This window comes from Allobosea sp. GW821-FHT12C12, assembly GCF_058807355.1.
Window position 1 is genome coordinate 1 of the sequence record NZ_JBXAQP010000020.1, and the last position, 25,179, is coordinate 25,179.

The 25,179-nt window shown below is 68.8% G+C and carries 22 protein-coding genes; 5 read left to right on the forward strand and 17 right to left on the reverse strand.

Annotated elements, in window-relative coordinates; genetic code table 11:
* The first annotated feature begins 176 nt into the window (after positions 1 to 176).
* The 4 genes from AC1RRW_RS20910 (at position 177) to AC1RRW_RS20925 (ending at position 4,068) form a co-directional block, all read left to right on the forward strand.
* Positions 177 to 446, forward strand: coding sequence for a hypothetical protein (locus tag AC1RRW_RS20910; protein ID WP_492903461.1), 270 nt, complete (start codon positions 177 to 179; stop codon positions 444 to 446).
* A 190-nt stretch (positions 447 to 636) separates the two neighbouring features.
* Positions 637 to 1,683, forward strand: coding sequence for an amino acid ABC transporter substrate-binding protein (locus AC1RRW_RS20915; protein WP_492903463.1), 1,047 nt, complete (start codon positions 637 to 639; stop codon positions 1,681 to 1,683).
* A 46-nt stretch (positions 1,684 to 1,729) separates the two neighbouring features.
* On the forward strand, positions 1,730 to 2,923 hold the full coding sequence (locus tag AC1RRW_RS20920) for an amino acid ABC transporter permease (RefSeq protein WP_492903465.1): 1,194 nt from the start codon (positions 1,730 to 1,732) through the stop codon (positions 2,921 to 2,923).
* A 2-nt stretch (positions 2,924 to 2,925) separates the two neighbouring features.
* Entirely contained in the window at positions 2,926 to 4,068 is a 1,143-nt protein-coding gene (locus AC1RRW_RS20925; RefSeq protein ID WP_492903467.1) for an amino acid ABC transporter permease, read from the forward strand.
* Here the strand turns inward: AC1RRW_RS20925 and xylB are convergent.
* From xylB to AC1RRW_RS21005, 16 genes are all read right to left on the reverse strand, one after another.
* The gene (xylB, locus tag AC1RRW_RS20930) at positions 4,046 to 5,548 is read right to left on the reverse strand and encodes a xylulokinase (RefSeq protein WP_492903469.1); all 1,503 of its coding nucleotides are present in this window, start codon (positions 5,546 to 5,548) and stop codon (positions 4,046 to 4,048) included. The genes AC1RRW_RS20925 and xylB overlap by 23 nt on opposite strands.
* 12 nt (positions 5,549 to 5,560) lie before the next feature.
* A complete protein-coding gene (locus AC1RRW_RS20935; protein ID WP_492903471.1) occupies positions 5,561 to 6,643 on the reverse strand; it encodes an ABC transporter ATP-binding protein in 1,083 nt (360 codons plus the stop codon).
* Positions 6,631 to 8,244 carry an FGGY-family carbohydrate kinase gene (locus AC1RRW_RS20940; protein WP_492903473.1) on the reverse strand — a complete coding sequence of 538 codons (1,614 nt, stop codon included), beginning with the start codon at positions 8,242 to 8,244 and terminating at the stop codon, positions 6,631 to 6,633. The genes AC1RRW_RS20935 and AC1RRW_RS20940 overlap by 13 nt, the downstream gene beginning before the upstream one ends.
* A 31-nt stretch (positions 8,245 to 8,275) precedes the next feature.
* Positions 8,276 to 9,283, reverse strand: a complete 1,008-nt coding sequence (locus AC1RRW_RS20945; RefSeq protein ID WP_492903474.1) for a sugar-binding transcriptional regulator — start codon at positions 9,281 to 9,283, stop codon at positions 8,276 to 8,278.
* Complete coding sequence (locus AC1RRW_RS20950; protein WP_492903476.1) at positions 9,280 to 10,197, reverse strand: sugar phosphate isomerase/epimerase family protein; 918 nt, start codon at positions 10,195 to 10,197, stop codon at positions 9,280 to 9,282. Before AC1RRW_RS20950 ends, AC1RRW_RS20945 begins: the two co-directional genes overlap by 4 nt.
* The gene (locus AC1RRW_RS20955) at positions 10,194 to 11,018 is read right to left on the reverse strand and encodes a carbohydrate ABC transporter permease (protein WP_492903478.1); all 825 of its coding nucleotides are present in this window, start codon (positions 11,016 to 11,018) and stop codon (positions 10,194 to 10,196) included. Before AC1RRW_RS20955 ends, AC1RRW_RS20950 begins: the two co-directional genes overlap by 4 nt.
* Positions 11,018 to 11,971, reverse strand: a complete 954-nt coding sequence (locus AC1RRW_RS20960; RefSeq protein ID WP_492903479.1) for a carbohydrate ABC transporter permease — start codon at positions 11,969 to 11,971, stop codon at positions 11,018 to 11,020. The genes AC1RRW_RS20955 and AC1RRW_RS20960 overlap by 1 nt, the downstream gene beginning before the upstream one ends.
* Positions 11,946 to 12,497, reverse strand: coding sequence for an SIS domain-containing protein (locus AC1RRW_RS20965; protein ID WP_492903481.1), 552 nt, complete (start codon positions 12,495 to 12,497; stop codon positions 11,946 to 11,948). Before AC1RRW_RS20965 ends, AC1RRW_RS20960 begins: the two co-directional genes overlap by 26 nt.
* Before the next feature lie 80 nt (positions 12,498 to 12,577).
* On the reverse strand, positions 12,578 to 13,945 hold the full coding sequence (locus AC1RRW_RS20970) for an ABC transporter substrate-binding protein (protein WP_492903483.1): 1,368 nt from the start codon (positions 13,943 to 13,945) through the stop codon (positions 12,578 to 12,580).
* Complete coding sequence (locus tag AC1RRW_RS20975) at positions 13,942 to 15,249, reverse strand: zinc-dependent alcohol dehydrogenase (RefSeq protein ID WP_492903485.1); 1,308 nt, start codon at positions 15,247 to 15,249, stop codon at positions 13,942 to 13,944. The genes AC1RRW_RS20970 and AC1RRW_RS20975 overlap by 4 nt, the downstream gene beginning before the upstream one ends.
* A 28-nt stretch (positions 15,250 to 15,277) precedes the next feature.
* On the reverse strand, positions 15,278 to 16,894 hold the full coding sequence (ggt, locus tag AC1RRW_RS20980; RefSeq protein WP_492903487.1) for a gamma-glutamyltransferase: 1,617 nt from the start codon (positions 16,892 to 16,894) through the stop codon (positions 15,278 to 15,280).
* A complete protein-coding gene (locus AC1RRW_RS20985; protein ID WP_492903489.1) occupies positions 16,891 to 18,555 on the reverse strand; it encodes an ABC transporter ATP-binding protein in 1,665 nt (554 codons plus the stop codon). Before AC1RRW_RS20985 ends, ggt begins: the two co-directional genes overlap by 4 nt.
* On the reverse strand, positions 18,552 to 19,370 hold the full coding sequence (locus AC1RRW_RS20990) for an ABC transporter permease (RefSeq protein WP_492903491.1): 819 nt from the start codon (positions 19,368 to 19,370) through the stop codon (positions 18,552 to 18,554). Before AC1RRW_RS20990 ends, AC1RRW_RS20985 begins: the two co-directional genes overlap by 4 nt.
* Positions 19,367 to 20,311: an ABC transporter permease gene (locus AC1RRW_RS20995; protein WP_492903492.1), complete on the reverse strand. Its 945-nt coding sequence runs from the start codon at positions 20,309 to 20,311 to the stop codon at positions 19,367 to 19,369. The genes AC1RRW_RS20990 and AC1RRW_RS20995 overlap by 4 nt, the downstream gene beginning before the upstream one ends.
* Positions 20,312 to 20,348: 37 nt before the next feature.
* Positions 20,349 to 21,890: an ABC transporter substrate-binding protein gene (locus AC1RRW_RS21000; RefSeq protein WP_492903494.1), complete on the reverse strand. Its 1,542-nt coding sequence runs from the start codon at positions 21,888 to 21,890 to the stop codon at positions 20,349 to 20,351.
* Between the two features lie 34 nt (positions 21,891 to 21,924).
* A complete protein-coding gene (locus tag AC1RRW_RS21005) occupies positions 21,925 to 22,812 on the reverse strand; it encodes an alpha/beta hydrolase family protein (protein WP_492903495.1) in 888 nt (295 codons plus the stop codon).
* 106 nt (positions 22,813 to 22,918) lie between these two features.
* Here AC1RRW_RS21005 and AC1RRW_RS21010 point away from each other — a divergent pair, with 106 nt between their 5' ends.
* On the forward strand, positions 22,919 to 23,653 hold the full coding sequence (locus tag AC1RRW_RS21010) for a GntR family transcriptional regulator (RefSeq protein WP_492903496.1): 735 nt from the start codon (positions 22,919 to 22,921) through the stop codon (positions 23,651 to 23,653).
* On the opposite strand, the gene AC1RRW_RS21015 is transcribed toward AC1RRW_RS21010, so the two are convergent.
* A complete protein-coding gene (locus AC1RRW_RS21015) occupies positions 23,596 to 25,167 on the reverse strand; it encodes an ABC transporter substrate-binding protein (RefSeq protein ID WP_492903498.1) in 1,572 nt (523 codons plus the stop codon). The two genes, AC1RRW_RS21010 and AC1RRW_RS21015, sit on opposite strands and share 58 nt — an antisense overlap.
* Positions 25,168 to 25,179: the final 12 nt, after the last annotated feature.

Below are 25,179 nucleotides of genomic sequence, written 5' to 3' on the forward strand. Positions count from 1 at the left end.
ACGACGGCGCGATCGGGATCTCCTTCGCCTGTCACAATGGCGACGAACTCGTCCTCAAGGCCAGACCAGAACCTTCTTCAACAGCCTGATAGAAGGGGGCTCTGAAGCACGGACGCGGCCGAGACGCGCGACTCCATCCGTCGTCACCGGCCCCTCGGCATCTCCGTCGCCGAAGGATGCCGGCTGATGGGGATCGCGCACTCGACCTGCTACGACAAGCTGGCACCGGCATCGACGACACCGCGCTCGTCGAGACGATGGCGGCGATCTCCGACGAGGCCGTCCATCCGATGGCTTACGAGACCTTCGAGGATGTCGCCGCCGACCTTCCACGCTTCATCGATCAGGTCTACGACGCAAGCCGACTGCACTCCGCGCTCGGCTATCTCAGCCCGCAGCAGTTCGAGGATCAACACGCCCGGCTCACGGTCAAATCAGCAGCCTGATCCTGTCTATCCGCAGGGGCGCACTCCAAATCAGGGGACAACCTTGAACGCCGTTTGACACCCGCAGAACCCGCGTCAGCCCTTGCAAGCTGATGAAAGGTCGCGAAGGATGCGGCGCGGCCGCGGCGTCGACCGGATTTCTGACAGTGTCCGGACATCTGCCTGAACATCGGAAATGGGGAACAAGGGTATGACAGTCACACTTCGCTACAGCCTGATTGCCGCAGCGACGCTTGCCGCCGCGCTCGCCGGCTTCGCCGGACCCGCTTCCGCCGGCCGCGATCTCGATGCCATCAAGAGCCGCGGCATGCTGCGCTGCGGCGTCCAGGGACCGTCCAACCCCGGCTTCGGCGTGCCCGACTCGCAGGGGCGCTGGGCCGGCTTCAACATCGACCTCTGCCGTGCCGTCGCGGCGACGATCCTCAACGACGCCACCAAGGTCGAGTTCGTGCCGACGACGTCGCAGTCGCGCTTCCCGGCGCTGACCAACGGCGAGATCGACGTTCTGATCGGCAACACGACCTGGACGTTGACGCGCAACACCAACGTCAACCGCTTCAACTTCCCGGCGATCGTCTTCTATGACGGCCAGTCGATCATGGTCCGCAAGGAGCTCAACGTCACCAGCGCCAGGCAGCTCGACGGCGCGACCGTCTGCCTGCAGCCGGGCTCGACCACGGAGCTCACGCTCGCCGACTTCTTCCGGCAGAACAACATGAAGTACAAGCCCGTTGTGATCGAGGCGCTGGACGAACTGCGCCGCGCCTATGACCAGGGCCGCTGCGACGTCTTCACCAACGACTTCTCCGGCGCGGCCGCCGCGCGCACTCTGATGTCGAAGCCGCAGGACCACGTCATCCTGGCCGAGCGCCTGTCGAAGGAGCCCCTCGGGCCCGCCATCCGCAAGGGCGACGAGGAGCTGAGCGTGCTGGTGGCATGGACCGTCTATGCGCTGACCGAAGCGGAGGAGTTCGGCATCACCCAGGCCAATGTCGACGAGATCGCCGCCTCCTCGACCGATCCCCGGATCAAGCGCTTCCTCGGCGTCGATCCCGGCATGGCCGCCTCGCTCGGCGCGGCCGACCAGCGCTATGTCCAGACCATCATCAAGGCCGTCGGGAATTACGGCGAGATCTTCGACCGCAATATCGGCCCCAAGACGGCGCTTGGCCTCGAACGCGGCCAGAACAACCTCTGGACCAAGGGCGGACTGCTCTATGCGCCGCCGGCGCGCTGAGCCGGGTCGCCGGCTCTAGCCGACGCCGCCGCGAGGACGCGACGTCATGACGCTGGACGCCTCGCGGTCCGTATCGACCGGAGGCGCGGGCAAGCCGCGCCTCCGGAACGATCCGAAGGCCCGCGGGCTGATCGTCCAGGGCGTGCTGCTGCTGTTGCTGGCGGGCCTCGTCTGGTTCTGCTGGACCAATCTCGCCGCCAACATCCAGGCGCGCGGCCTGCGGTTCGGCTTCGACTATCTGTGGCGGCCGGCCGGTTTCGAGATCGGCGAGACGCTGGTCCCCTACGACCCGTCGAACAGCTATGGCTGGGCCCTAATCGCCGGGCTCGTCAACACCCTGCGGATCGCGCTGATCGGCATCGTCCTGTCGACTCTGCTCGGCGTCGCGCTCGGCATCGTCCGCCTGATGCCGAACCCGTTGCTCTCGGGCCTGGTCGGCGCCTATGTCGAGGTGATCCGGAACACGCCGCTCGTCCTCCAGCTCGTCCTCTGGTACACCATCATCAACCTGCTGCCGGGGCCGCGCGGCTCGCTGACGCCCCTGCCCGGCGTCTTTCTGTCCAATCGCGGATTGCAGATCCCCTGGATCGACTGGACGCCCGGGCTCTGGCCGGTCGCCGTCGCCGCTCTCGCAGGTCTCGCCGCCACCCTGGCCGCGCGTCGCCTCCGCGCCCGCGGGCAGGATCGCACGGGCCGGCGCGGCCCGCTCTGGCCCTGGGCGCTCGCCTTTCTGGTCGTCATGCCGCTCGCCGTCGCCGCGCTCTCCGGCTGGCCGCTGCGCTTTTCCGTTCCGCGGCTGAGCGGCTTCAATTTTCGCGGCGGCCTGACCCTGTCGCCGGAGTTCGCGGCCCTGCAGTTCGGCCTGACGCTGTATGGCGCCGCCTTCACCGCCGAGATCGTGCGGGGCGGAATCCTGTCGGTGTCCGGCGGCCAGTGGGAGGCTGGGCGGTCGCTCGGCCTGCCCGACCGCCGCATCATGCGGCTGCTCGTCCTGCCTCAGGCGCTGCGGGTCATCATCCCGCCGCTGACCTCCAACCTGCTGAGCCTGACCAAGAACTCGTCGCTGGCCGTCGTGATCGGCTATCCCGACATCGTCCACATCTCGAACACGACGATGAACCAGACGGGCCGCGCCGTCGAGGCGATCGTCATCTTCGCGGGCGTCTACCTCGTGCTGAGCCTGGGCACCGCGCTCTTCATGAATCGCTACAACGCCAGCATGGCCATTCGGGAGCGCTGAGGATGGCGGGCTCCGGCGCGGTTCCCCCGGCTTTCGTCTCGCGCGAGACCCTGCCGAACCTGGCGCCGCCGCCCGGCGTGCTGCCAGGCCCGCTCGCCCGGCTGCGGCAAGCCTATTTCGGCTCGCCGCTCAACGCCGCGGCCACGATCGTCGGTCTCGTCGTGCTGGCGCTGATCGCCCGGCCGCTGCTCGAGTGGCTGGTCCTGAAGGCGGTCTGGACCGGCGCGGCGCAGGACTGCCGGGCGCCCGGCGCGGGGGCGTGCTGGGCCTTCATCGGCGAGAAGTTCTGGTTCTCGATCTTCGGGCTGTATCCTTACGAGCTGCGCTGGCGTCCGGGCCTCGTTCTCGCGCTCTTCGCCGGCCTCGTCGCGGTCTCGGTCCAGCGCCGGTTCTGGCGGCGCGAACTCGTTCTCGGCTGGATCGGCGCCATGGCGCTGATGTCGAGCCTGATGGGCGGCAGCTTTCTGGGCGTTCCGATACCAGGTCTCTCTCCCGTCCCGACGCGGCTGTGGGGCGGCGTGTTCGTCACGATCTTCCTCGCCGTCTTCGGCATCGCGATCGCCTATCCGATCGGCATCCTGCTGGCGCTGGGGCGTCGCTCGAGCCTGCGTCTGGTCAAGGCGTTCTGCATCGCCTGGATCGAGTTCATCCGCGGCGTGCCGCTGATCTCGGTCCTGTTCATCGCGACCTTCATCGTGCCGCTGTTCATGCCGAGCGGCATCGAGATCGACCGCTTCCTGCGTGCGCAGATCGCCTTCGTCATCTTCGCGGCGGCCTATCTGGCGGAGGTTTTTCGCGGCGGCCTGCAGGCGGTGCCGAAGGGCCAGTTCGAGGCCGCCGATTCGCTCGGCCTCGGCTATGTCCAGGCGACCCGCCTCGTCATCCTGCCGCAGGCGCTGAAGATCACCATCCCGGCCCAGGTCAACATCTTCATCGGCCTGTTCAAGGACACGACGCTCGTCGTCATCATCGGCCTGTTCGACTTCTTCACCACGCTGCGCGCCTCGCTCGGCGATCCCAACTGGCTCGGCTTCGCCACCGAGGCCTATGTCTACGCGGCGCTCGTCTATTTCGTGATCTGCTATTGCATATCCCGCTACAGCCGCCGCCTGGAGGACACCCTCAATCCCGAGCGCCGCCGCTGACCACTGGTGCATCGTCTTGCCGGGCATAAAGCGCCAGCGTGTCCGCGCGGCGCTTGGCCATCAGCGGCTGCGCCGTCGCGGCAGGCTCGACCCTCACCTTGATCGGCGGCTTGACGCAGACCTCGCTTTCCCCGGCGCCGGCGGCGAGCATGCCGAGCCTGGCGGCCCCGAAGGCCGCGCCGATCTCGGCGCCTTCGGGGATGACGAGCGAAAGTCCGGTCGCATCCGCGACGAGCTGGGCCCAGAACGGGCTGCGCGCCCCGCCGCCGACGAGCATGCAGGAGGACGGAGCGGCACCCGCCGCGTCGAGCACGGCAAGGCAGTCCGAAAGCGCGAAACCGACCCCCTCCAGCACCGCATAGGCCAGCGCCGCGATATCGTGCTCGACCTTCAGCCCGGCGAACTGGGCGGTGGCGTCGGGGTCGTTGTGCGGCGTGCGCTCGCCGGTCAGATAGGGCAGGAAGAGCGGCGCCTGCTCGATCCGGCCGGGCTCGGCGGCGAAGGCCTCGGCCCGCGCCAGCAGGCCCGGCACGTCCTGCGCCGCGCCGAAGAGCCCGGCCAGCCAGGACAGCGACTGCGCGCCCGACAACGTCACCGCCATGCCGTGCCAGCGCTCCGGAAGCGCATGACAGAAGGCGTGCAGGGTCCGCTCGGGCAGCGCGACCGGCCGGTCGGCGGTGACGAAGACGACGCCGGAGGTGCCGAGCGAGACGAAGCCGTCGCCGGCCTGCGTCGCGCCGATGCCGACCGCCGAACAGGCATTGTCGCCGCCGCCGCCGGCGACCGGCACGAGCCGGCCCCCCATGCCCCAGTCGAGCGAGATCTCGCGCGACAGGGTCGCGGCCTCGGCCGAGCCCTCGACCAGCTCCGGCATCGCCGCGCGGGTCAGGCCGCACAGCGCCAGCAGCTCGTCGTCCCAGCGCCGGCGCGCCACGTCGAGCCAGAGCGTGCCGGCGGAATCGGAGAGCTCCGAAACCAGCGCGCCCGACATGCGATAGCGGACATAGTCCTTCGGCAGCAGCACGGTCGCGGTCCGGGCGAAGATCTCGGGCTCGTGCTCGGCGACCCAGAGCAGTTTCGGCGCGGTGAAGCCCGGCATCGGGATGTTGGACGCGCGCGCGGGGAAATCCGGCATGCGCCTCGTCATCTCGCGGCATTGCGCCAGCGAGCGGCCGTCGTTCCAGAGGATGCAGGGCCTCAGCACGCCGCCGCTTGCGTCGAGCAGCGTCGCGCCGTGCTGCTGGCCCGACAGGCCGATGCCGCCGACATTCGCGAGCGCCCGAGGCGCGCGTCCGCGCAGTTCGGCGACGACAGTACGGGTCGCGCGCCACCAGGCCTCCGGATCCTGCTCCGACCAGAGCGGCCTGGGTCGCTCGACCGTCAGCGGCGCGCTCGCCTCGGCCAGAAGCTGCTGGCGCTCGTCGATCAGGATCGCCTTGACCGAGGAGGTGCCGATATCGATGCCGAGAAACGAGATCACGACCGCCGGGCCTCAGAGCGCCGCGCCGTGTTCGTCGAAGAGATAGACATGGCCGTCGCGCAGGCCCACCGGCAGGGCGTCGCCGGGCTTCAGCGCCGGCCGGCCATTGGCCAGGATGGTGAGCAGCCCGCTTTCCGGCGCGCTGGCGTAGATCTGCGTGGAGCCGCCGAGATTCTCGCTGACATCGGCGACAAGGTCGAGGATCGGCTTGGACCCGCCGAGTTCGAGGTTTTCCGGTCGCAGGCCCACCATGATCGGCGCGCCGGCTTCCAGCCGTCGGCCGGCCGCAGGCAGGACCAGCGTCCCGCCGCGGAAGGCCGGATGCGTGGCCGTGAGCTGCGTTTCGTCCATTGCCGCGACCTTCGCCTTGACGAAGTTCATCTTCGGCGAGCCGATGAAGCCGGCGACGAAGACGTTGGCCGGCCTGTCGTAGAGCTCGGTCGGCGAGCCGATCTGCTCGACCTTGCCGGCGCGCAGCACGACGATGCGGTCGGCCAGCGTCATCGCCTCGATCTGGTCGTGCGTGACATAGACCATGGTGACGCCGAGTTCGCGATGGAGCCGGGCGATCTCGACGCGCATCTGCGTGCGCAGCTCGGCGTCGAGATTGGAAAGCGGCTCGTCGAACAGGAACAGCTTCGGCTGGCGCACGATGGCGCGGCCGATCGCGACGCGCTGGCGCTGGCCGCCGGAAAGCTGACGCGGCTTGCGCTCCAGCAGCGGGCCGATCTGCAGGATGCGGGCCGCCTCGTCGACCCGCTTCTTGATCTCGGCTTCCGCCATCCTGGCCATGCGCAGGCCGAAGGCGATGTTCTCGAACACGCTCATATGCGGGTAGAGCGCATAGGACTGGAACACCATCGAGACCTGCCGGTCGGCCGGCTCGACGCCGGTGACGTCGCGCCCGTCGATCAGGACGGAGCCGTCCGAAATCTCCTCCAGCCCGGCGACCATGCGCAGCAGGGTCGACTTGCCGCAGCCGGAGGGGCCGACGAAGACGACGAACTCTCCCTTCTCCGCCTCGATCGTGACGCCGTCGATCACGGTGGCCGCGCCGAAGCGCTTGAAGACGTGGTCGAGCTTCAGGAACGGCATGGGCGGTCTCCTTCCGTCGTCGCGGAGGGCGAAAACAGGCTGCGCGCCTCGGCCTCCGTCTCGTTGCGGATCGCGAAGAGCTTGCGATAGATGCGATAGGCTCCGTCATGAGCCTGCGCCCAGGCCGGGTCGGCGGCGAGAACCGTCTGCCGCGGCGCCATTCCGTCGAGCGCCGTGAAGAGATCGCGGTGCGCGCCGCCGGCGACCGAGGCGACCATCGCCGTTCCGAGCAGCACCGGCTCGGGCGTCTCCGAGACGACCGCCTCGGCCCCGAGCCCGTCGCGATAGAGCCGCGCCAGCAGCGGGTTCCTGAGATGGCCGCCGGCAAGCGCGACGCGCTCGATCGCATAGCCGTGGGCGTCGAGATGCTCGACGATGTGCCGGCTCTGCAGCACGAGCGCGCGGGCCGTGGCGTAGTAGTGTTCGAGGAAGGAGCGCGGCGTCGTCTCCTCGTCGAGGCCGGTGACGAGGGCGCGCACGCGGCCGTCGCCCAGCGGCGCGCGGTTGCCGAGCCAGTCGGGCACGACATGGCGCTGGGCCGCGAAGGCCGGCCCCTCGGCGTCGAGCCGGTCGAGGATCGCCCGGGCCGTCTCGGCATGGGCCTCCGTCGAGGCCGCGCCCGGTCCGGCGGGATGCTGCGCCAGCACGGCGTCGAGCGCGGCGCCGGAGAGGCTCTGCCCCGCCTCGTGCATCCAGTAGCCGGGAAAGACCGCGTCCCTGAACGGACCCCAGACGCCGGGCACGCGCCGTTCTTCGGCGCTCCAGGCCATGTAGGAGGTCGAGGTGCCGCCGATCAGCGCGAGCGTCCCGTTCATCGCCTCGAAATAACCGCGCCCCAGCACGCCGAGCGCGCCGGCTTCCGCGTCGATCAGGCCGACCGCCACCGGAATGCCGGGCGCGACCCCGAGCGTCGCGGCGACGTTGGCCGAAAGCGGTCCATGGACGTCACCGACGCGCCCCGGCGTCTCGGTGAGGCCGTCCAAAGCGAGCAGGTCGGCGATGTCGAAGCGGTCCAGCAGTTCGCGCCGCCATGGCTCTTCGTCGCCCGGCAGATAGGGCAGCTTGCAGGCGAGCCCGCAGATCGAGTGGCGCGCGAGGCCGGTGAGGCGCCTGGCGATCTCGTCGCAGAGATCGCGGATGGCCCGGACCCGACGCCAGGCGAAGGGCCGGCGCCGCTTCAGCCAGAGCAGCTTCGGCAGATGCATCTCGGGCGAGACGCTTCCCCCGACATAGTCGAGATAGCGGTCGCCGCTCAGGCCGAGCTCCTGCGCCTCGGCCTCGCCGCGATGGTCCATCCAGCACAGCACGTCGGCCGAGCCGTCGAGCGGCGCGCCGCCCTCGGCCTCGACATAGAGCGAGGACGTCGCGTCGACGGCGATGCCGGCGAGTCGCGCCGCCGCGTCCGGGGCGGCGGCGAGCGCCGCGCGGATGGCGGCGACGGTCGCCCGCCAGATGCCGTCCATGCGGTAGACGGCATGGCGGTCGAGCGGGCGCAGCAGCTCGAAGCCTTCGCTCGCCACGGCGACGAGCCGGCCATCGGCCTCGAACAGACCGGCGCGGGCCGAGAGGGTCCCGACATCGATGGCGAGAAGCGTTGTCATCGGCAGGCCGCGCTAAGGATGCCGGGCCCGATCATGCGCCAGTCGACCCGGCGAGCGCCTCGGCCACGCTCTCGTCGGTGACGAGGCGGCGGACATAGCCGGCGTTCAGCACGGCGCGCACGATCTCGAGCTTGTGCAGCCCGCCCGAGGCGAGGATCGCGTTGGGATAGGCCTTCAGTTCGGCCGGCGTCAGCGCCATCACGCGCTCGTTCAGCGGGTGCTTCACCGGCCGGCCGTACTCGTCGAGGAAGCAGCCGAGAATGTCGCCGACGGCGCCGGCCGCCTTCAGCTCCGCCAGGCAGCCGGAGACGATGTGGGTCGAGGCCAGAAGCGAGCGCGGCGACATGTCGCCGGCGGCGACGAGCGCGACATCGCCCTCGCGCGCCCGCCGCATCACCTCGGCGAGGCCGTAATGCGTAAGCAGCGTCGAGCGGCTCTCGACCGACGGGCAGTAGATCGGCGCGGCGACATAGTGGCATTCGGCCCCGAGCACGCGGGCGAACTCGGTCGCGACCTCGAAGGTGTTGGTGCCGGAGCCGCGCGTCAGCCCGCCCATCAGCGCCGTGACCCAGGCCTCGCCGAGCCGGCGCGGCGTCAGGCGGCGGACGGCCGCCCGCAGCGTGCGGCCCCAGCCGACGCCGAGCCCGATGCCGTCGCGCAGCAGCCCGTCGAGCATCGTGCCGGCCGCCTCGCCGATGACCTGCTGCTGGATGTCCGGATCGTCGGTCGAGGGCACGACCATAACCTCGTCGAGGGCGAAGCGCGCCTTCAGCCGCTCCTCCAGCGCCACGCAGGACGCCAGCGGCAGGCGCACGTCGATCCGCACCAGCCCGTCGCTGCGGGCCTGGCCGATGATGCGGTTGACGCGCAGGCGCGTCAGGCCGAAGCGGTCGGCGATCTCCTGCTGGGTCATGCCGCCGACATAATAGTGCCAGGCGACGCGGGCCTGGAGCTGCGCGTCGGCCCCGGCGCGCTCGCTCTCGATGTCCGCGGCAGGCGGGCGTCTCCTGACCTCTTGATCGTCCACGGCGAACCTCATGCGAAGGCGCTCTTCAGGAGTTCGACCGAGCGCCCGACGCCCTCCAGCACCGAGGCGTCGTCGCGTTCGAACGGGTAGAACACCTCCAGAAAAACCGGCCGGTCGGCAAGCCCGCATTCGCGCTGCAGCGCCGCCGCGGCCACCGGATCGACCGCGCCGGGTTCGGTGAAGTCCCAATGCCGGTCGAAGCGGAAATCGGTCTGCTGGATGTGGATCGCGCCGATCCCGTCGGCGAGTTCGCGATACCAGCGCTCCATCAGTCCGGGCTCCTCGCCATAGAGCGGGATGAGGGCGCCGTGGCCCCAGTCGACGCAGAGCTTCCACGGCAAGGCGCCGCCCGAGACGTCGGCGAGCATGGTCCGCGCCTGCGCCGTCGTCCACGGCCATTCGCGGCGCATCGGCGTCGGCTCGACATAGAGCTCGCTCAGGCCGCAGGCGGCGGCCGTCTCCGCCAGACGCAGCATGCGCGCGATCAGGTCGCCGTAATCCGCGTCTGGGATCGACGGCGGCTCGATGCCGTCGCGACGCGAGGCGATCGCGCCGAGCGGGCCGCCGACGCGCGCGATGCCGGCAGCGCCTGCGAAGCGATAGGCCCGGCCGAGCCAGATCTCGGCCGCCTCGCGCACCCGCCGGTCGGGGTGCAGCAGCTGGTTGTAGGTGTAGTGCGCCAGCCCGATGAAGGCGGAATGGATCGTGATGCCCTGCGCTCTCGTCGCCTCGCGCAACTCGCCGGCGAGGTCGGTGAGCAGCGCGTCCGGCCACATCGGATCGACGAGGTCGTAGGAGAGTTGCACCAGGTCGAGGCCGAGATCCTCGCGCACGATCCTTGTCCACAGCGCCGGCGTGACCCAGCGCTTGACGCAGAAGGAGAGGTTGACGCCCAAGGGAATCTTGGTCGAGGGGATCGCGCTCATTTCGTCGCGCCCATGGTCAGGCCGCGCACGAGATGGCGCGAGACGACGAGCGCGAACAGCGTCACCGGCAGCACGATCACGGTCGCGGTCGCCATGATCTTGCCCCAGGGCAGTTCGTAGCCGGACATGAAGTTGGTCGCGACGACGGGCGCGGTCTTGAGGTTCTGGCTGGTGATCAGGACGAGCGCGTAGAGCAGTTCGTTCCAGGAGAAGATGAACGCGAAGATCGCCGAGACCGCGACGCCGGGCAGGCCGAGCGGCAGGTAGATGCGCCGGAAGATGACGAGCTGGCTCGCGCCCTCCAGCCGCGCCGATTGCTCGAGGTCGGGCGGGATCGAGCGGAACTGGTCGGTGCAGATCCAGACCACGATCGGCAGGGTGAAGGTCAGATAGATCAGCACCAGCACGAGATGGGTGTTGAGCAGCCCGACCTGGCGCGCCAGCAGATAGACCGGCAGCGCCAGCACGATCGGGCTGATCATCCGGTTCGAGATGAACCAGAACCAGAGGTCGGACTTGGCCCGGAACTCGAAGCGCGCCAGCGCATAGGCCGCCGGCGTGCCGAGCAGCACGGCCAGCCCCGTGGTCGCGACCGAGACGATCAGCGAATTCAGCACGGCGGTGGTGACGCGCTGGTCGGCGAAGATGTCCTGGTAGTTGGCGAGCGTCGGCCTGAACCACCAGACCGGCGGCGAGGCGAGCAGGTCGGTCTGCTCCTTCAGGCTCGACGACACCATCCAGTAGAACGGGAACAGCGCGAACAGCAGCACCAGAAGCAGGCCACCGGCATGCAGCGCCCGGCCGAGACGAAGGCGGCCCATCAGGCGATCTCCCGGTAGATCAGGCGGATGTAGAGCCGGCTGAGCACGACGGTCAGCGCCAGCAGCAGGATCGCCTGCGCCGAGGCGACGCCGAGATCGAAGACCTTGAAGCCGACGCGCTGGATGTAGATCGAGATCAGGTCGGTCGCCGAGCCGGGCCCGCCCCGGGTCATCACGAAGACCATGTCGAAGAGCTTGAGCACATCGGCCGAGCGCAGGATCAGCACGGCGGTCAGCCCCGGCAGCAGATAGGGAAGCTGCACATGGCGCAGCAGCGCCCACGGGCTCTTGGTCTCGAGCCTGGCCGCCTCCTCGATCTCGACCGGCACCATCGACAGCCCGGCCAGGAAGATCAGCGCGACGAAGGGCGTCCACTGCCAGATGTCCATCACGACGATGGCGATGAAGGCGCCGGTGGTGCTGCCGAGCCAGTCGGAGGAAGCGACGCCGAACCAGCCGAGCATCTGGTTGGCGACGCCGAAATCGCGGTTGAAGATCAGCCGGCCGATCAGCCCGACGACGGCATAGGTCGTCGCCAGCGGCACCACCAGCGAGACGCGTGTCAGCGCGCGCAGGAAGCCGAGGCCCGGCCGGTTCAGCATCAGCGCGATCACGAGGCCGAACGCGATCTGGAGCGGCATCACGGTGAGGTAGAACTGCCCGGTCAGCAGCAGGCTGTCCCAGAAGGAGCGGTCGGAGAGAACGCTGGCGTAGTTCTGCAGGCCGACGAAGGGATAGCCGTCGAGCATGTCGGCCCGCCGGGTGATGTTGTAGCGCCGAAACGAGGTGACGAGCGCGAAGATCGTCGGGTAGATGCCGATGACGAGCAGCGCCAGCACCGCCGGCGCGAGGAACCAGAACGGCGTCCAGCGGCCATGGCCGGGGTGGTGGCGCACGGCCCTGGCGGGCTTCGACGGCCGGCCGAGCTCACTCGAGATTGGTGTGGCGGTCACGCATCGCCTCCGCACTGACGCCGAGCCGCTCGCGCAGCATCAGGATCATCACTTCGAACAGGATGTACTGCGCCCCCTCGTAGAGCGAGCCCATCGGCAGCACCGAGACGTCCGCGCCGCCGTCGTCGGCCATGGTCTGGGCCGGCACGGCGAGCACGAGGTCGGCGGCCCTGGCGCAGGCGCCCTCGGCCTGGGCCGTGACGACGAGCGTGCGCGCCCCGTCCCGCCTCGCCACGCCCATCAACGCCTCGACAGTCGAGAAATGCCCAGGTCCGGCGGAGACGATCAGCAGGTCGCCCGCCCCGAGCGGCGGCGTCGTCATGTCGCCGACCATCGCGGCCTCCAGGCCGAGATGATGGAGCCGCATGGCGAAGCCCCTGATCTGCAGCCCCTCGCGGCCGACGCCGTAGAGCGCGATGCGCCGCGCCGCCGCCACGCCTGCGACCGCGCGCTCGACCGCAGCCCGATCGAGGCGCTCGAAGACGCGCCCGAGGTCGGCGAGCGCCGCCTGGTAGAGATCGGTCATGCAGGAAGCCCGGAACATCGAACCCGGAAGGGCGATCCGGCGCGCGTCCGGGGAGAGGGGGCGCGCGCCGGAGAGGCCGGTTACTGACGCAGCGCCTTCTTGCCGTCGTAGTAACCCTCCTTGGTGAGGATGGCCTCCATCCTTGTGCCGATCTGCTTGGCGCCCTCTTCGGTGGAGACCTCGCCGAGCATCATCTTGGAGCCGAACTCGGCGACGATCTCGGAGATCGCCGGCCAGGCCGGGAAGCGCGGCCGGAACTCCGGCACGCCCTTCTGCCAGGAGGCGACCATCGGCTCGACGAACTTGTACTTCGCCTTGATGTCGGCCTGCTCGTAGATCGCGCTGCGGCCCGAGACGCCGCCGGCCTCGACATAGGACCGCGCGATCTCCTCGGAAGTCGCCCATTGCGTGAAGATCCAGGAGGCCTTCTGCTGCGCCTCGGTCGCCTGCGCCGCCACCGCGAGCGAGAAGCCGCCGAGCGCCGGCAGGCGGCCGGCCGGCCCGGATGGCTCGGGGGCGACGGCAAGGCAGTCGCCGAGCTTGGAGGTCTTCGGGTCGGTCAGCGTACCGTAGAAGGCCGACCATTCGGTGATCATCGCGACCTGGCCCTGGGCCAGCGCGTTGACGGCCTCCGAGTGGTCGTAGGAGACGATGCCCGGCGGCATCAGCTTCATCAGGTCCTGGCGGAACTTCAGCCCGGCCTGGCTCTCCTTGGAGAGCAGGTTCGACTTGAAGTTCTTGTCGAGCAGCGAGCCGCCGAAGGGCCAGAGCACGCGCATGAAGCTGTCGGCCGACTGGGTCTCGCCGCGCAGCGACTGCAGCGCGAAGGCGAACTGCTTCCTGTCGGGCTTGTTCAGCTTCGGGCCATAGGTGTTCAGCACCTCGTCCCAGGTCGCCGGCGGCTTGTCGAAGCCGGCCTCCTTCAGCAGACACTGGTTGTAGAACAGCAGGCCGGAATAGTTGTCGAAAGGCAGGCCGTAGACCTTGTTGCCCCAGGAGCCGAAGGCCTCGAGCAGCAGCGGGAAGAAGCCCTTCAGGTTGAGGTTCGGGTCGGTGATCGCGGCGTCGCCGGAGAACTTCTCGACCGGCACGATCCAGCCGTTCTCGGCGAACTCGCCGATCCAGACGAGATCGACCAGCGCCAGCGTCAGATCGCCCTTGGAGTTGAAGTTGAGCACCTGCTTCTCGCGGGTGTTCTCGTAAGGGACGATCTCGTAATTGACCTTGATGCCGGTCTTCTTCTCGAACTCCGGCAGCAGCTTGATGATGGCGCGGTAGCCCGGCCGGTCGAGGAAGATGACGTTGATCTGCGTGCCCTTGAGCGGGGCCGCGGCCTTCTCGATCGCCCATGGGGCCGGGGCTTGCGTCTGGGCCTGAGCCGGTGCGGGCGCGCCGAGCAATCCGATGCCGAGCGCCAGCGCGCTGATCGTTTCAAGCAGTCTCTTCATTGTTGCCTCCCTGTGGCGTTCGTCCCATTCGGATAGATCAGCACCTTGTTGTAGCCCGGTGCGTTCTCGGCCAGCGCGCGAAAGGCGCCGGGCGTCTCGGCGAGGGCGATGCGATGGCTCACCATCGACGCGACATCGACCTTTCCCTGCTCGACCAGCGCGATGGCGCGCGGGTAGACCTCGCCCATGCGGCGGGCGAACTTGATCTTGAGCGCGCGCCGGCGCGCCTCGGAGGCCGGCAGCGTGTAGCTGTCGCCATCCGGGATGCCGACCAGCACGATGCGCCCACCGATCCGCGCCGCGCGCACCGCATCCGTGAAGCCGGCCGGCGAATTCGTCGCCTCGACCACGAGCGGGCAGCCTTGGCGGGCCTCGTCCAGCAGCGCCTCGACGGAAACGAAGACGGCTTTCGCGCCGAGCCGCCGCGCCAGTTCGCGGCGATGCGGCTGCGGGTCGGCGACGAGGATGTCGCCGGCGCCGGCCGCCCTCAGCACCTGCAGGGTCAGCAGGCCGATCGGCCCGGCGCCGAGCAGCGCCACCGTTTCGAGCAGCCGCGGCTTGGCGAGATCGACGGCATGGATCGCGACGCCGAGCGGCTCCAGCATCACCGCGGTCAGCGGGTCGAAGCTGCGGGGCAGCGGCACGATCTGCGAGCGCGGCACCCAGATCCGGCTGGTCATCGCGCCGTTGAAGGGCGGCGCGCCGATGAACTCGACATGCGGGCAGAGATTGGGATGGCCCTCATGGCACCAGGAGCAGGCGCCGCAGGCCTTGTTGGGGTCGACCGCGACGAGGGTCCCGGCGTCGAGCCCGAGATCGGCGATCTCCTCGCAGAGAAACCCCGCGAACTCGTGCCCGGGCACGAAGGGGTCGCGGATCACCGCCGCGCCGATGCCGCCGTCCTTGTAGTAGTGCAGGTCGCTGCCGCAGAGCCCGACCGCCGCGACGTCGAGCAGGACCTCCTCCGGCCGTCCCTCGCGCAGGTTGAAGGGTGCGACGCGGGCATCCTTCGCTCCGTGAATGAAGAGAGCCGTCGCCATCGCCCTGCCCGGGGTGCCTGAACCTCGTTGGCGGCCATTGATACAGATGCGCTCGCTTGATTGCAACAGATGTAATTTCAGAAATTCATCTGAAGGATGGCGCGCGAGATTGAGGCTGGTGTCGACGTTGAGGTCGATCGCGCCGATCATCGCCGTGCCGCGCATCTGGCCGGCATCGGCGACCGTGCGCCCCAGATCGCCGACCATGCGCACGATCGCCTCGGCCTGCGGCAGCCTCCGGAAGGCCGAACCCGCCGCGAGCACCGTGCCGTCGCCCGCGCAGGCCCGAACGTCAGCCGGCAGGCGCCGAGATCGCCATGCCGTCGCGCTGCGGATCGGCCCCGCCCGAGCAGAGCCCGTCCTCGATACGGATGCCGTGCAGCGCCGCGAAGGGATAGCTCTGGGCCGAACGCTTGACCTCGTAGCCCTGCGCGACGAGTTCGTCGGTGACGCTGCGGCGGATGCGGTTAGAGACGTCGATCGTGTTCGAGACCGCGACGATGCGCGGCGCCGCGACCGCCTCCAGCATCGACATGCCGAAATCGACGACGTTCATGACGCCTTGAGCCATCGCCGGCGCGATGTAGCTGCCGCCGGGCGCGCCCATCACGATGAAGGGCTTTTCATCCCTGAACACGATGGTCGGCGCGGCCGAGGACGAGCGGCGCTTGCCGGGCGCGATCGAGCCGGCCCGGCCCGGGCGCGGGTCGAAGCGGCTCATCGTGCCGTTCCAGATGAAGCCGAGCCCCTCGGTGATCGCGCCGGACGGGCTGCCGAGCGTATGCGTCAGCGCCACCGCGTTGCCGTGCCTGTCGACCACCGAGACATGGGTCGTCTCGCGCGAGGAGGAGCGCTGCAGCCGCTTGACATCGGCGCGCTCGCCGCGGCGGATGCTGTCGGCCTGCGCCGCCGCATGCCCTTTCGAGAGCAGGCGTTCGACCGGCACCTCGACATAGGCCGGGTCGCCCATGAAGGCGTCCTTGTCGATGGTCATGCGCTTCATCGCCTCGGCCAGCAGCCTGACATGCTCGGCCGAGCCATGCCCCAGCGAACCGATGTCGAAATGTTCGAGCATGTGCAGGATTTCAAGCATCAGCATCCCGCTCGCCGGCGGCGGGCTCGTCGCGACGCGGTGACCGCGATACTCGCCCCAGATCGGCTCCGCGACCGAAAGCGCGTAAGCCGAGAGGTCTTGGCGCGAGATCAGCCCGCCATGGGCGGCGAAGTCGGCGGCGATCTCCTCGGCCAGCTCGCCGTGATAGAACAGATCCGCGCCGCCTTTCGCCAATCGTTCCAGCGTATCGGCCATATCGGGATTGGCGATGACGTCGCCGGGGCGTTTGGCGCTGCCGTCGGGGCGGAAATAGAGCCGCCTGCCGGTCTCGCTGTAGCGCAGCTTGTCGGCGGTGTTGACCTGGCCCGAGCCGCTCTGGTCCTGCGTCCAGAACCAGTGCATGTGCGGGCGGACCAGGACGCCCTCGCGCGCCTGCCTGACCGCGGGCGCGATCACGTCGGCCCAGTCCATCGTGCCGTAGCGCGAGAGCGCGAAATCGTAGCCCTTGACGCTGCCGGGCGTGCAGACGGCGAGATGGCCGAACTCGCTGATGCCGTCTTCGAGCAGGAAGGCGAAGCCGTCGCGCGATTGGCCCGTCAGCTTGTCGAGCCACATCCCGGGCGTCGCATGCAGCGAGGCGCGCGCATAAAACTCGACGATCTGGTGAATGCCCCTGCCCGGCATGTAGAGTTGCATCGAACCGAAGCCGCCGATCCCGGACATCAGCGGGTCGACCACGCCCTGCATGAAGGCGCAGGCGATGGCCGCGTCGACCGCGTTGCCGCCGCGCTCCAGCACGGCAGCCCCCGCCTCGGCGGCCTCCGGCTGCGGGCAGACGATCATGCCGTTCTTCATCGCGCCGTCATCCCCGTGGCCCGCTCCCCCAGCCGCCAGAACAGCCTGACCCCGCCATCCGCCGTGCTTTCGAGCCCCGGCACGGCCGAGAGCAGCTTTCGCGTGTAGTCGTGCCGCGGTTCATCGAAGATCTGGTCGCGCGAGCCCTCCTCGACGATGCGTCCGTCCTGCATCACCACGACCCGGTCGGCGACCTGCTCGACCACGCCGAGGTCGTGGCTGATGAACAGGCAGGAGAAGCCGTGCTTCTTCTGCAGCTCCGCGAACAGCTCCAGCACCTGCGCCCGCACCGTGACGTCGAGCGCCGAGACCGGCTCGTCTGCGATGACGAAGCTCGGCCGGCGCACGATGGCGCGGGCGATCGCGACGCGCTGGCGCTGGCCGCCGGAGAGTTCGTGCGGATAGCGCGGCGCGAAGCCGTCGCCGAGCCCGACTTCGGACAGCACCTCGTCGAGGCGCGCGCGCTTTTGCGCTGCGCTCATGTCCCTGACCAGCCGCAGCGGCTCGGCGACCAGTTCGCCGATCGTCATGCGCGGATCGAGCGATGAATAGGGATCCTGGAACACCATCTGGCAGTTCAGCCGATAGTCCCAGAAGGCGGCGTCGCTTTTGAAGATCGGCTTGCCGTCGAACAGGATGTCGCCGCCGGTCGGCTTCAGCAGCCCCGCGATGGCCTGGCCGAGCGTGGTCTTGCCGGAGCCGGAGCCGCCGACGACGGCAACGACCTGGCCCGGCTGAACCGCGAGGCTGACGCCGTGCAGCGCGCGCTTGGCCGCTTCCTTGCGGAAGAAGCCCTGGCGGCCGCCATAGTCGAGAACGAGATCGCGCACGGCGACGATCGGCGTCTTCGCGTCTGGCAGCTCGCGCGCCGGCAGGCGGTGCGGCATCGCGGCCAGGAGCTTTCGCGTGTAGGGGTGCCGCGGCCGGGCCAGGATGTCCTCCGTCCCGCCCTGCTCGACGACGTCGCCCTGGCACATCACGATGATGCGGCTGGAATAGCGCGCGATCATGCCGAGATCATGCGAGATCATCAGCACGGCGGTGTCGTTCTCCTTGGTCAGGTCGACCATGAGCTCGAGCACGTCGCGCTGGACGACCGCGTCGAGCGCCGTCGTCGGCTCGTCAGCGATGAGCAGCGCCGGTTTCAGCAGCATCACCGAGGCCAGCATGATGCGCTGGCGCATGCCGCCGGAGAACTGGTGCGGATAGGCGGTGAAGGCGCCCTCGGGATCGCGCAGGCCGACGCGGCGCAGCATGTCGAGGATCAGCGCGCGCCGCTGGCCTGCGTCGAGGTCGCGATGCAGCGCCAGCCCCTCCTCCAGTTGCCGCCCGATCAGCATGGAGGGGTTGAGCGAGGTCATCGGCTCCTGGAAGACCATGCCGACCTTGGCGCCGCGCATCAAGCGCAGGCGCTTCCGGGCCATGGTCGTGACCTCCTCGCCGTCGAACAGGATCGAACCGGAGATCCGTCTCACGGCGGGCGGCACGAAACCCATCACGGCGCGGGCGGCAAGAGTTTTGCCCGAGCCCGACTCGCCGACGATGCCGACGATCTCGCCGGCCGAGACCGAAAAGCCGACATCGTTGACGACGGTCTTGCCGCTCGCGCCGATGCGAAGCGTGAGGTTGGAGACCGCGAGCAGCGGCTTGCCGGGGCTCATCGCAGGCCCCGCATCCGCGGGTCGAGCCTGTCGCGCAGCGCGTCGCCGAGCAGGTTGATGCCCAGCAGCGTCAACGAGATGCACAGGCCCGGAAAGATGCCGAGCCAGACCGCCTGCCCGATATAGGGCCGCGAGCCCGCCAGCATGTTGCCCCAGGTCGGGGCCGGCGGCGGCACGCCGAGGCCCAGGAAGGAGAGCGAGCTCTCGGCCAGCAGCACATAGCCGAACATCGAGGTCGCGAGCACGGTCAGCGGCGCGATGCAGTTCGGCAGGATGTGGCGGGCCATGGTGAAGGCTTCCGAATTACCCATCACCCTGGAGGCCGCGATGAATTCGCGCTCGCGCAGCGAGAGCACCGTGCCGCGCACGATGCGCGCGACCGAGGGCGTATAGGCGATGCCGAGCGCGACGATGATGCCGTATTTGTTGGCCCCGACCACGGCGAGCAGGCCGAGCGCCAGCAGGATGCCGGGAAAGGCGAGCAGCGCATCGTTGAACGCCATGATGACGCGGTCGACCCAGCCGCGCAGATAGCCCGACAGCAACCCGATCAGCGTGCCGAGCGTCACCGCCATCGCGACGGTGAGCAGGCTGATCCAGACCGAGGTGGCGGCTCCCGCCAGGAGCCGGCTCAGCACGTCGCGGCCGAACTCGTCGGCGCCGAGCCAGTGCGTCGCGCCTGGCGCGGCGAGCTTGGCGCGGAAGGAAAGCTGGAGCGGATCATAGGGCGTCCACAGCGCGCCGAAGCCCGCCGCGACGCCAAGGCCGCCGATGAGCGCGCCGCCGATCAGCGCATTGAGTGCGGGGAGCTTCATTGCGCCGTCACCCTCGGATCGAAAACGGGGTAGCACAGGTCGATGACGAGATTGACCAGCACATAGCTGAAGGCGATCACCAGCATGCAGCCCTGGATCACGGGATAGTCGCGCGCGAAGATCGCATCGACCAGCAGCCGGCCGAGGCCGGGAATGGTGAACACCGTCTCGACCACCGCGATGCCGCCGAGCAGATTGCCGAGCACGAGGCCGATCAGCGTCCAGGTCGGGCCGAAGGCGTTCTTGAAGGCGTGGCGCCACAGCACCGCGCCCTCCGATAGGCCCTTGGCGCGGGCATGGGTGATGTAGTCGAGCCGCAGCACCTCCAGCGTCGAGGCGCGCGCCATCCGCATCAGCACGCCGATCTCGTGCAGGAACAGGGTCAGGATCGGCATGACGATGTAGAGCAGTCCGGCCCGGGGATTGTCGCCGATCGAGACGTAGCCGACGACCGGCAGCCATTCGAGCCTGAGGCCGAAGAACAGCAGCAGCAGCAGGCCGAGCCAGAAGGTCGGGATCGAAAGCAGCAGGGTCGCCACCGCGACCAGGCCGAGGTCGAGCGCGGAATCCTGTTTCCAGGCTGCGATCACGCCGGCCGGCACCGCGACGAGGCTGGCGAAAAGCACGGCGACGAGCACGATCTGGGCGCTGATCCAGAAGCGCGACAGGATCAGCGGCAGAACCGGCTGCTGCGAGGAGATCGACTGGCCGAGATCGCCCTGCAGCAGATTGCCGAACCAGATGCCGAACTGCACGGGCAGAGTCTGGTCCAGCCCGAGACGGCCGCGCAGATCGGCGAGGCTGGCGGGCGTCGCGAGGTCGCCCAGCATCAGGGCGGCCGGATCGCCCGGGATCAGGCGGATCAGCACGAAGACCGCGACCGCCACGATCAGCAGGGTCGGCACGGCCATGCCGATCCGGGTCAGCGCGAAGCGCAGCATCGGGCCCTCCCCGGTTGGTTCTAGTCGGCCGGGGAGTTCAGTTCGCCGTCACTTCCCACATCCGCAGCTTGGACTGCCAAGGCTGGAAGCCCTTGACGCGCTTGCTGAGCGCGATCGCGTCGATGCCGTTGAACATGAAGATCAGCGGGACGTCCTCGATCACCTGCTTGTGGAGTTCGTCGACCAGCTTCTGGCGCTCGGCCTTGTCGGACACCGTCATGAGACGGTCGATCTTCGCCTGGGCGGCGGCATCGTCCCAGACCTTGCGGGGCTGCTTGTCCTTGGGTCCGGAGAACTGCTCGAACGCGATTGCGGGGTCGAAGCGGGCCGAGAAGGAGAAGGACTGCATCTGGTAGTTGCCCTTGTTGTAGCGGTCGAGCTGCGTCGCCCAGTCGAGCACCTCGATGTCGGCATTGACGCCGACGGCCTGCAGCATGGACTGGACCACGACGGCTGCCGGGAAGCTCGGCACGCGGGGCCGCTTGTTGGCGAGGATGGATATCTTTTCACCCTTGTAGCCGGCCTCCGCCAGCAGCTTCCTGGCCCGGGCGGGATCGTATTTGTGGCCCTGCTTCTCGGCCGGCCCGAAATAGGCCGAGCGCGAATAGATCGGCGAGGTGTTGGTTTCTCCGAGATTGTCGGACGCCGCCGCGACGATCTCGTCCATGTCGAGCGCGGCCGCTATCGCCTGGCGCAGCTTTCTGTTGCCCATCACGGCATCGCGGGTCTGGATCAGCAGGACGTGGCGGACGGCGGTCGCCGCCGTCACGACGTCGAGCCTGGGCAGCTTGCGCAGCTCGCCGACATCGCTCGGCAGGATCTCGCTGAGATCGAGCGCTCCCGAGGTCAGGCCGGCCTTCACCGTCGCCGGATCCTTGACGACCAGGAACTTCACCTCTTTCAGCAGCGGACGCTTGGAGCCGACATAGCCGTCGACCTTTCCGTCGGCCTTCGGCGAGGCGTAGCCATCGAAGGCCGTCATGGTGAAGTATTCGCCGCGCTTCCACTCGCCCATCCTGTAGGGCCCGGTGCCGACCGGCCTGTCGAAGGAGCCGTCCGCCTTCACCGAATCCTTGTGCAGGATCGCCGTCATCGCGCAGTCGGTACGGGCCATGGTGTCGAGGAAGAGCGCGTTCGGCCTGTCGATCGTCATGACCACGGTGCGGGCGTCCGGCGCCTGCACGGATTCGACCTTGAGGCCGGAGCGGCCGTCGAATTCGGAGGTGCAGCGCCAATCCGTCTTCGGGTCCATATAGCGGTTCCAGCTCCAGAGCACGTCGGCCGAACTCAGCTCGGCGCCGTTGTGGAACTTCACTCCCTGACGCAACGTGAAGGTGTAGGTCTTGCCATCGGCCGAGAGGTCGACCTTCTCGGCGAGCAAGGGCTGCGGCGTGCCGCCTTCGTCGTACCCGACCAGACCCTCGACCATCTGCAGGACGAAATCGTCGGTGCCGTCGTCGCGGTTGACGCCGGGATTGATGCTGCGGACATCGGCCTGCACCGCGACCGTGATCGACTGCGCGGCGGCGGGGCTGGCGAAGGCCGCAAGCATGATGGCGGAGGCGAGCAGACGGTTCATGGCGTGTCCCCTTGTATCTGACGGCTTTTTGCGTTCACGCGGCTCTGGCTGCGCCCGAGCGGCGCGCGGCAAGCGCCTCGGCGAGGAAATCCTGCACGCGCGGCACGGCGCGCAGGCCATCATGGGCCATGTTCGGGACGAGGTCGAAACGGACCTTCACGCCGGCCGCCTCGAAGGATGCGAGCAAAGCGGCCAGCCGCTCGGGCCTCGTCGCGCCGGCATGGTTGGCGTCGGGCATCCAGTTGCGGCCGCCCTCGCGATGGGTGATCTCCCAGGTTTCGAGATCGGCCGCGCCGACGATCATCTGGACCGCCACCTGCTTCATCGCGGCGATGTCGGGAGCGGCGCCGAAGAGCGCGGCCATGTTGCGCGTCCCGACCCACCAGTCGCGGCTCGGGTCGAGCAGTGTGACCGAGCCCGGCGCGCCGATCGAGCAGGCGAAGAGCCGGCGGGGCTCCAGCATCAGGAAGCGATGGGCGAAATGGCCGCCGCCGGAATAGCCGAACAGGGCAAAGCGCGGAAAGGCGAGGCCGTAGCGCTGCGCCACCTCGTCGACCATGGCGAGCAGGACGCGGTCGTAACGGATGTCGCCCTCGCGCATGTATTTGAAGCCGTCGCGGTTGTCGTCGCCGAGAACGCCGATCGGGAACAGCGGCGCCAGCACGATGCAGTCGTTCCAGCGGCCGAATTCCTCGAAGGCGTCGCGATAGCCGGTGAAGCCACGCCCGGTGCCGTGCATCGCCACCACGAGTTCCGGCGCGGCCCCGGCCTTGCCGAGGCTTGGCGGCACATAGAGGCAGTAGCTGAAACGCGGATCGGCCTTGCAGGCCATGACCGGCGTCGCGCCCATGTCGTAGAGCGCATGCGCGATCGCGGCGGCGTCCTCGACCGGCGCGCTGGCTGCTGCGGGGGAGGATGTCATCGCGCCCTCGTCATTGGCGTTATAATTGGCGCCAATTTTGTTGCATGTTACGATCGCCTTTGCAACAGGCCCATGCGCCGGCCGCGGAATCTGCTAGAGACGCCCGATGACGACACGCCGGACCCGCCCCAGAGAGAAGCGCGCCCTCGCCGCCGAGATCGCCGAGGCGATCCATCTGCGCGCCTACCGTCCGGGCGAATGGCTGCGCCAGATCGATCTCGAACAGGCTTTCAGGGCGACGCGTTTCGACGTGCGCAGCGCGCTCGACGAGCTCGCCGTGCGCAAGACCATCGAGCACGTCCCCAATCGCGGCTACCGCGTCGCCGAGATCGACGCCGAGACCTACAGGGCGATCCGCGACACGCGCGTCATCCTGGAGACCGCGACGGCGCAAGGCGTGGTCGCGCGGATCGACGCGGCGGCGATCGCGGAGCTGAAGGCGCTGGCGCGCGCCTTCGGCGAGGCGGTGCTGAGCGGCACGCGCCTCCGGCAGAGCGAGATCAACCACGCCTTCCATCATCTGATCTACGCCTTCTGCGGCAATCCGGTGCTGGAGGAGACGATCTGGTCGCTGCGCGACCGCTCGCGCGGCTCGGCCGTGACGGTCTGGACCTCGCATCAGGCGCTGCTGGACAGCGACCGCGACCACCACGCCATGATCGCGGCGCTGGAGGCCCGCGACGCGCCGCGTCTCGCCGGGCTGATCGCGCGTCATATCGACAAGGACATGGTCGAGGCCAAGAACATGGTCGAGGCCAAGGATGCGGCCACGGCGAGCCCGGCTCAGTCCTCGACCGAGACCTCCCAGAGCCGGGGCAGCGAGGTCAGCGACGAGGTGTAGCCCCTGACGCGCTTGGCCGAAGCGCCGCCGACGATGCCGTTGTAGAGCATCACCATCGGCACATCGGCGACGAAGCGCCTGTGCAGCTCGTCGAAGATCGCCTGGCGCCGGGCCCTGTCGCCGACGACCATCGACTCGTCGAGCAGGGCCTGCGCCTCCGGATCGTCCCAGAGCTTGCGCGGCTGCTTGTCCTTGGGGCCGGTCATCGACTCGAAGGACAGCGACGGATCGAGCCGCCCCGAATAGGGGAAGGCCTGGATCTGGTAGTTGCCCTTGTTGTAGCGGTCGAGCTGGGTCGCCCATTCGAGCACCTCGATCTCGATGTTGATCCCGGCGCCCTTGAGCATCTGCTGGGCGATGACGGCGGCGTCGAAGCTCTGCGGATAGCGCTTGTTGGCGATCATCACGATCTTTTCGCCCTTGTAGCCGGACTCGGCGAGCAGCTTCTTCGCGGCGGCGGGATCGTAGGCCCTGGCCTGCTTCTGGACCGGGCCGTGATAGGCCGAGAGCGAGGGCACGATCGAGGAATTGGGTTTGCCGATGCCGTCGGTGACGGCCGCGACCAGTTCGGTCTTGTCGATCGCCGCGTCGATGGCGCGGCGCAGCCCGACCTTGCCCATGACCGGATCGCGCGTCTGGATGATCAGCCCGACCAGCCCCATGCTGGAAACCACGGAGAGATCGACCTTGCCGGTCTTCTTCAGCTCGGCGACATCGGCATTGGCGACATCGGGCACGACATCGACGTCGCCACGCAGCAGCGCGGCCTTGGCGGTGGCGCTGTCGGGAATGATGACGAAACGCACCTCGTCGACCAGCGGGCGCTTGGCCCCGCTCAACCCGTCGATCTTGCCGGGCAGCGAGGCGTAGCCGGCGAATCGCTCGAGCCGGATGAACTCGCCGCGCTTCCACTCGGCCAGCTTGAACGGGCCGGTGCCGATCGGCCGGTCGAAGGAGCCGTCGGCCTTCACCGAATCCTTGTGCAGGACGCCGGTCATGGCGCAGTCGGTGCGCGCCAGCGAGGCGAGGAACAGCGCGCTCGGCTGGTCGAGCCTGAAGACGACCGTTCGGGCGTCCGGCGCGGCGACGCTCTCGACCTTGACCTGGCCGCGGCCGTCGAACTCCGACAGGCAGCGCCAGTCGGTCCTGGGCTCCATGTAGCGGTTCCAGCTCCAGACCACGTCGGCCGAGGTCAGCTCCGCGCCATTGTGGAATTTGACTCCCGGACGCAGCGTGAAGCTGTAGGTCTTGCCGTCCTCCGAAACGTCGATCTTCTCCGCCAGCAGCGGCCGGGGCTGAGCGTCCTCGCCATAGGCGACCAGCCCCTCGACCATTTGCAGCACGACGCCGTCGGTGTTGTGGTCGCGGTTCACGCCGGGATTGATCGAACGGATGTCGAAGGGGATCGAGACGCGCAGCGTGCTCGCCTGCGCGGCATTGGTCGCGACGGCGGGGCCGAAGACGATGCCGGCGACAAGCGCGGCGCAGCCCAGGATCTGTCGATGCATCGGCATGGTCCCCTTCTG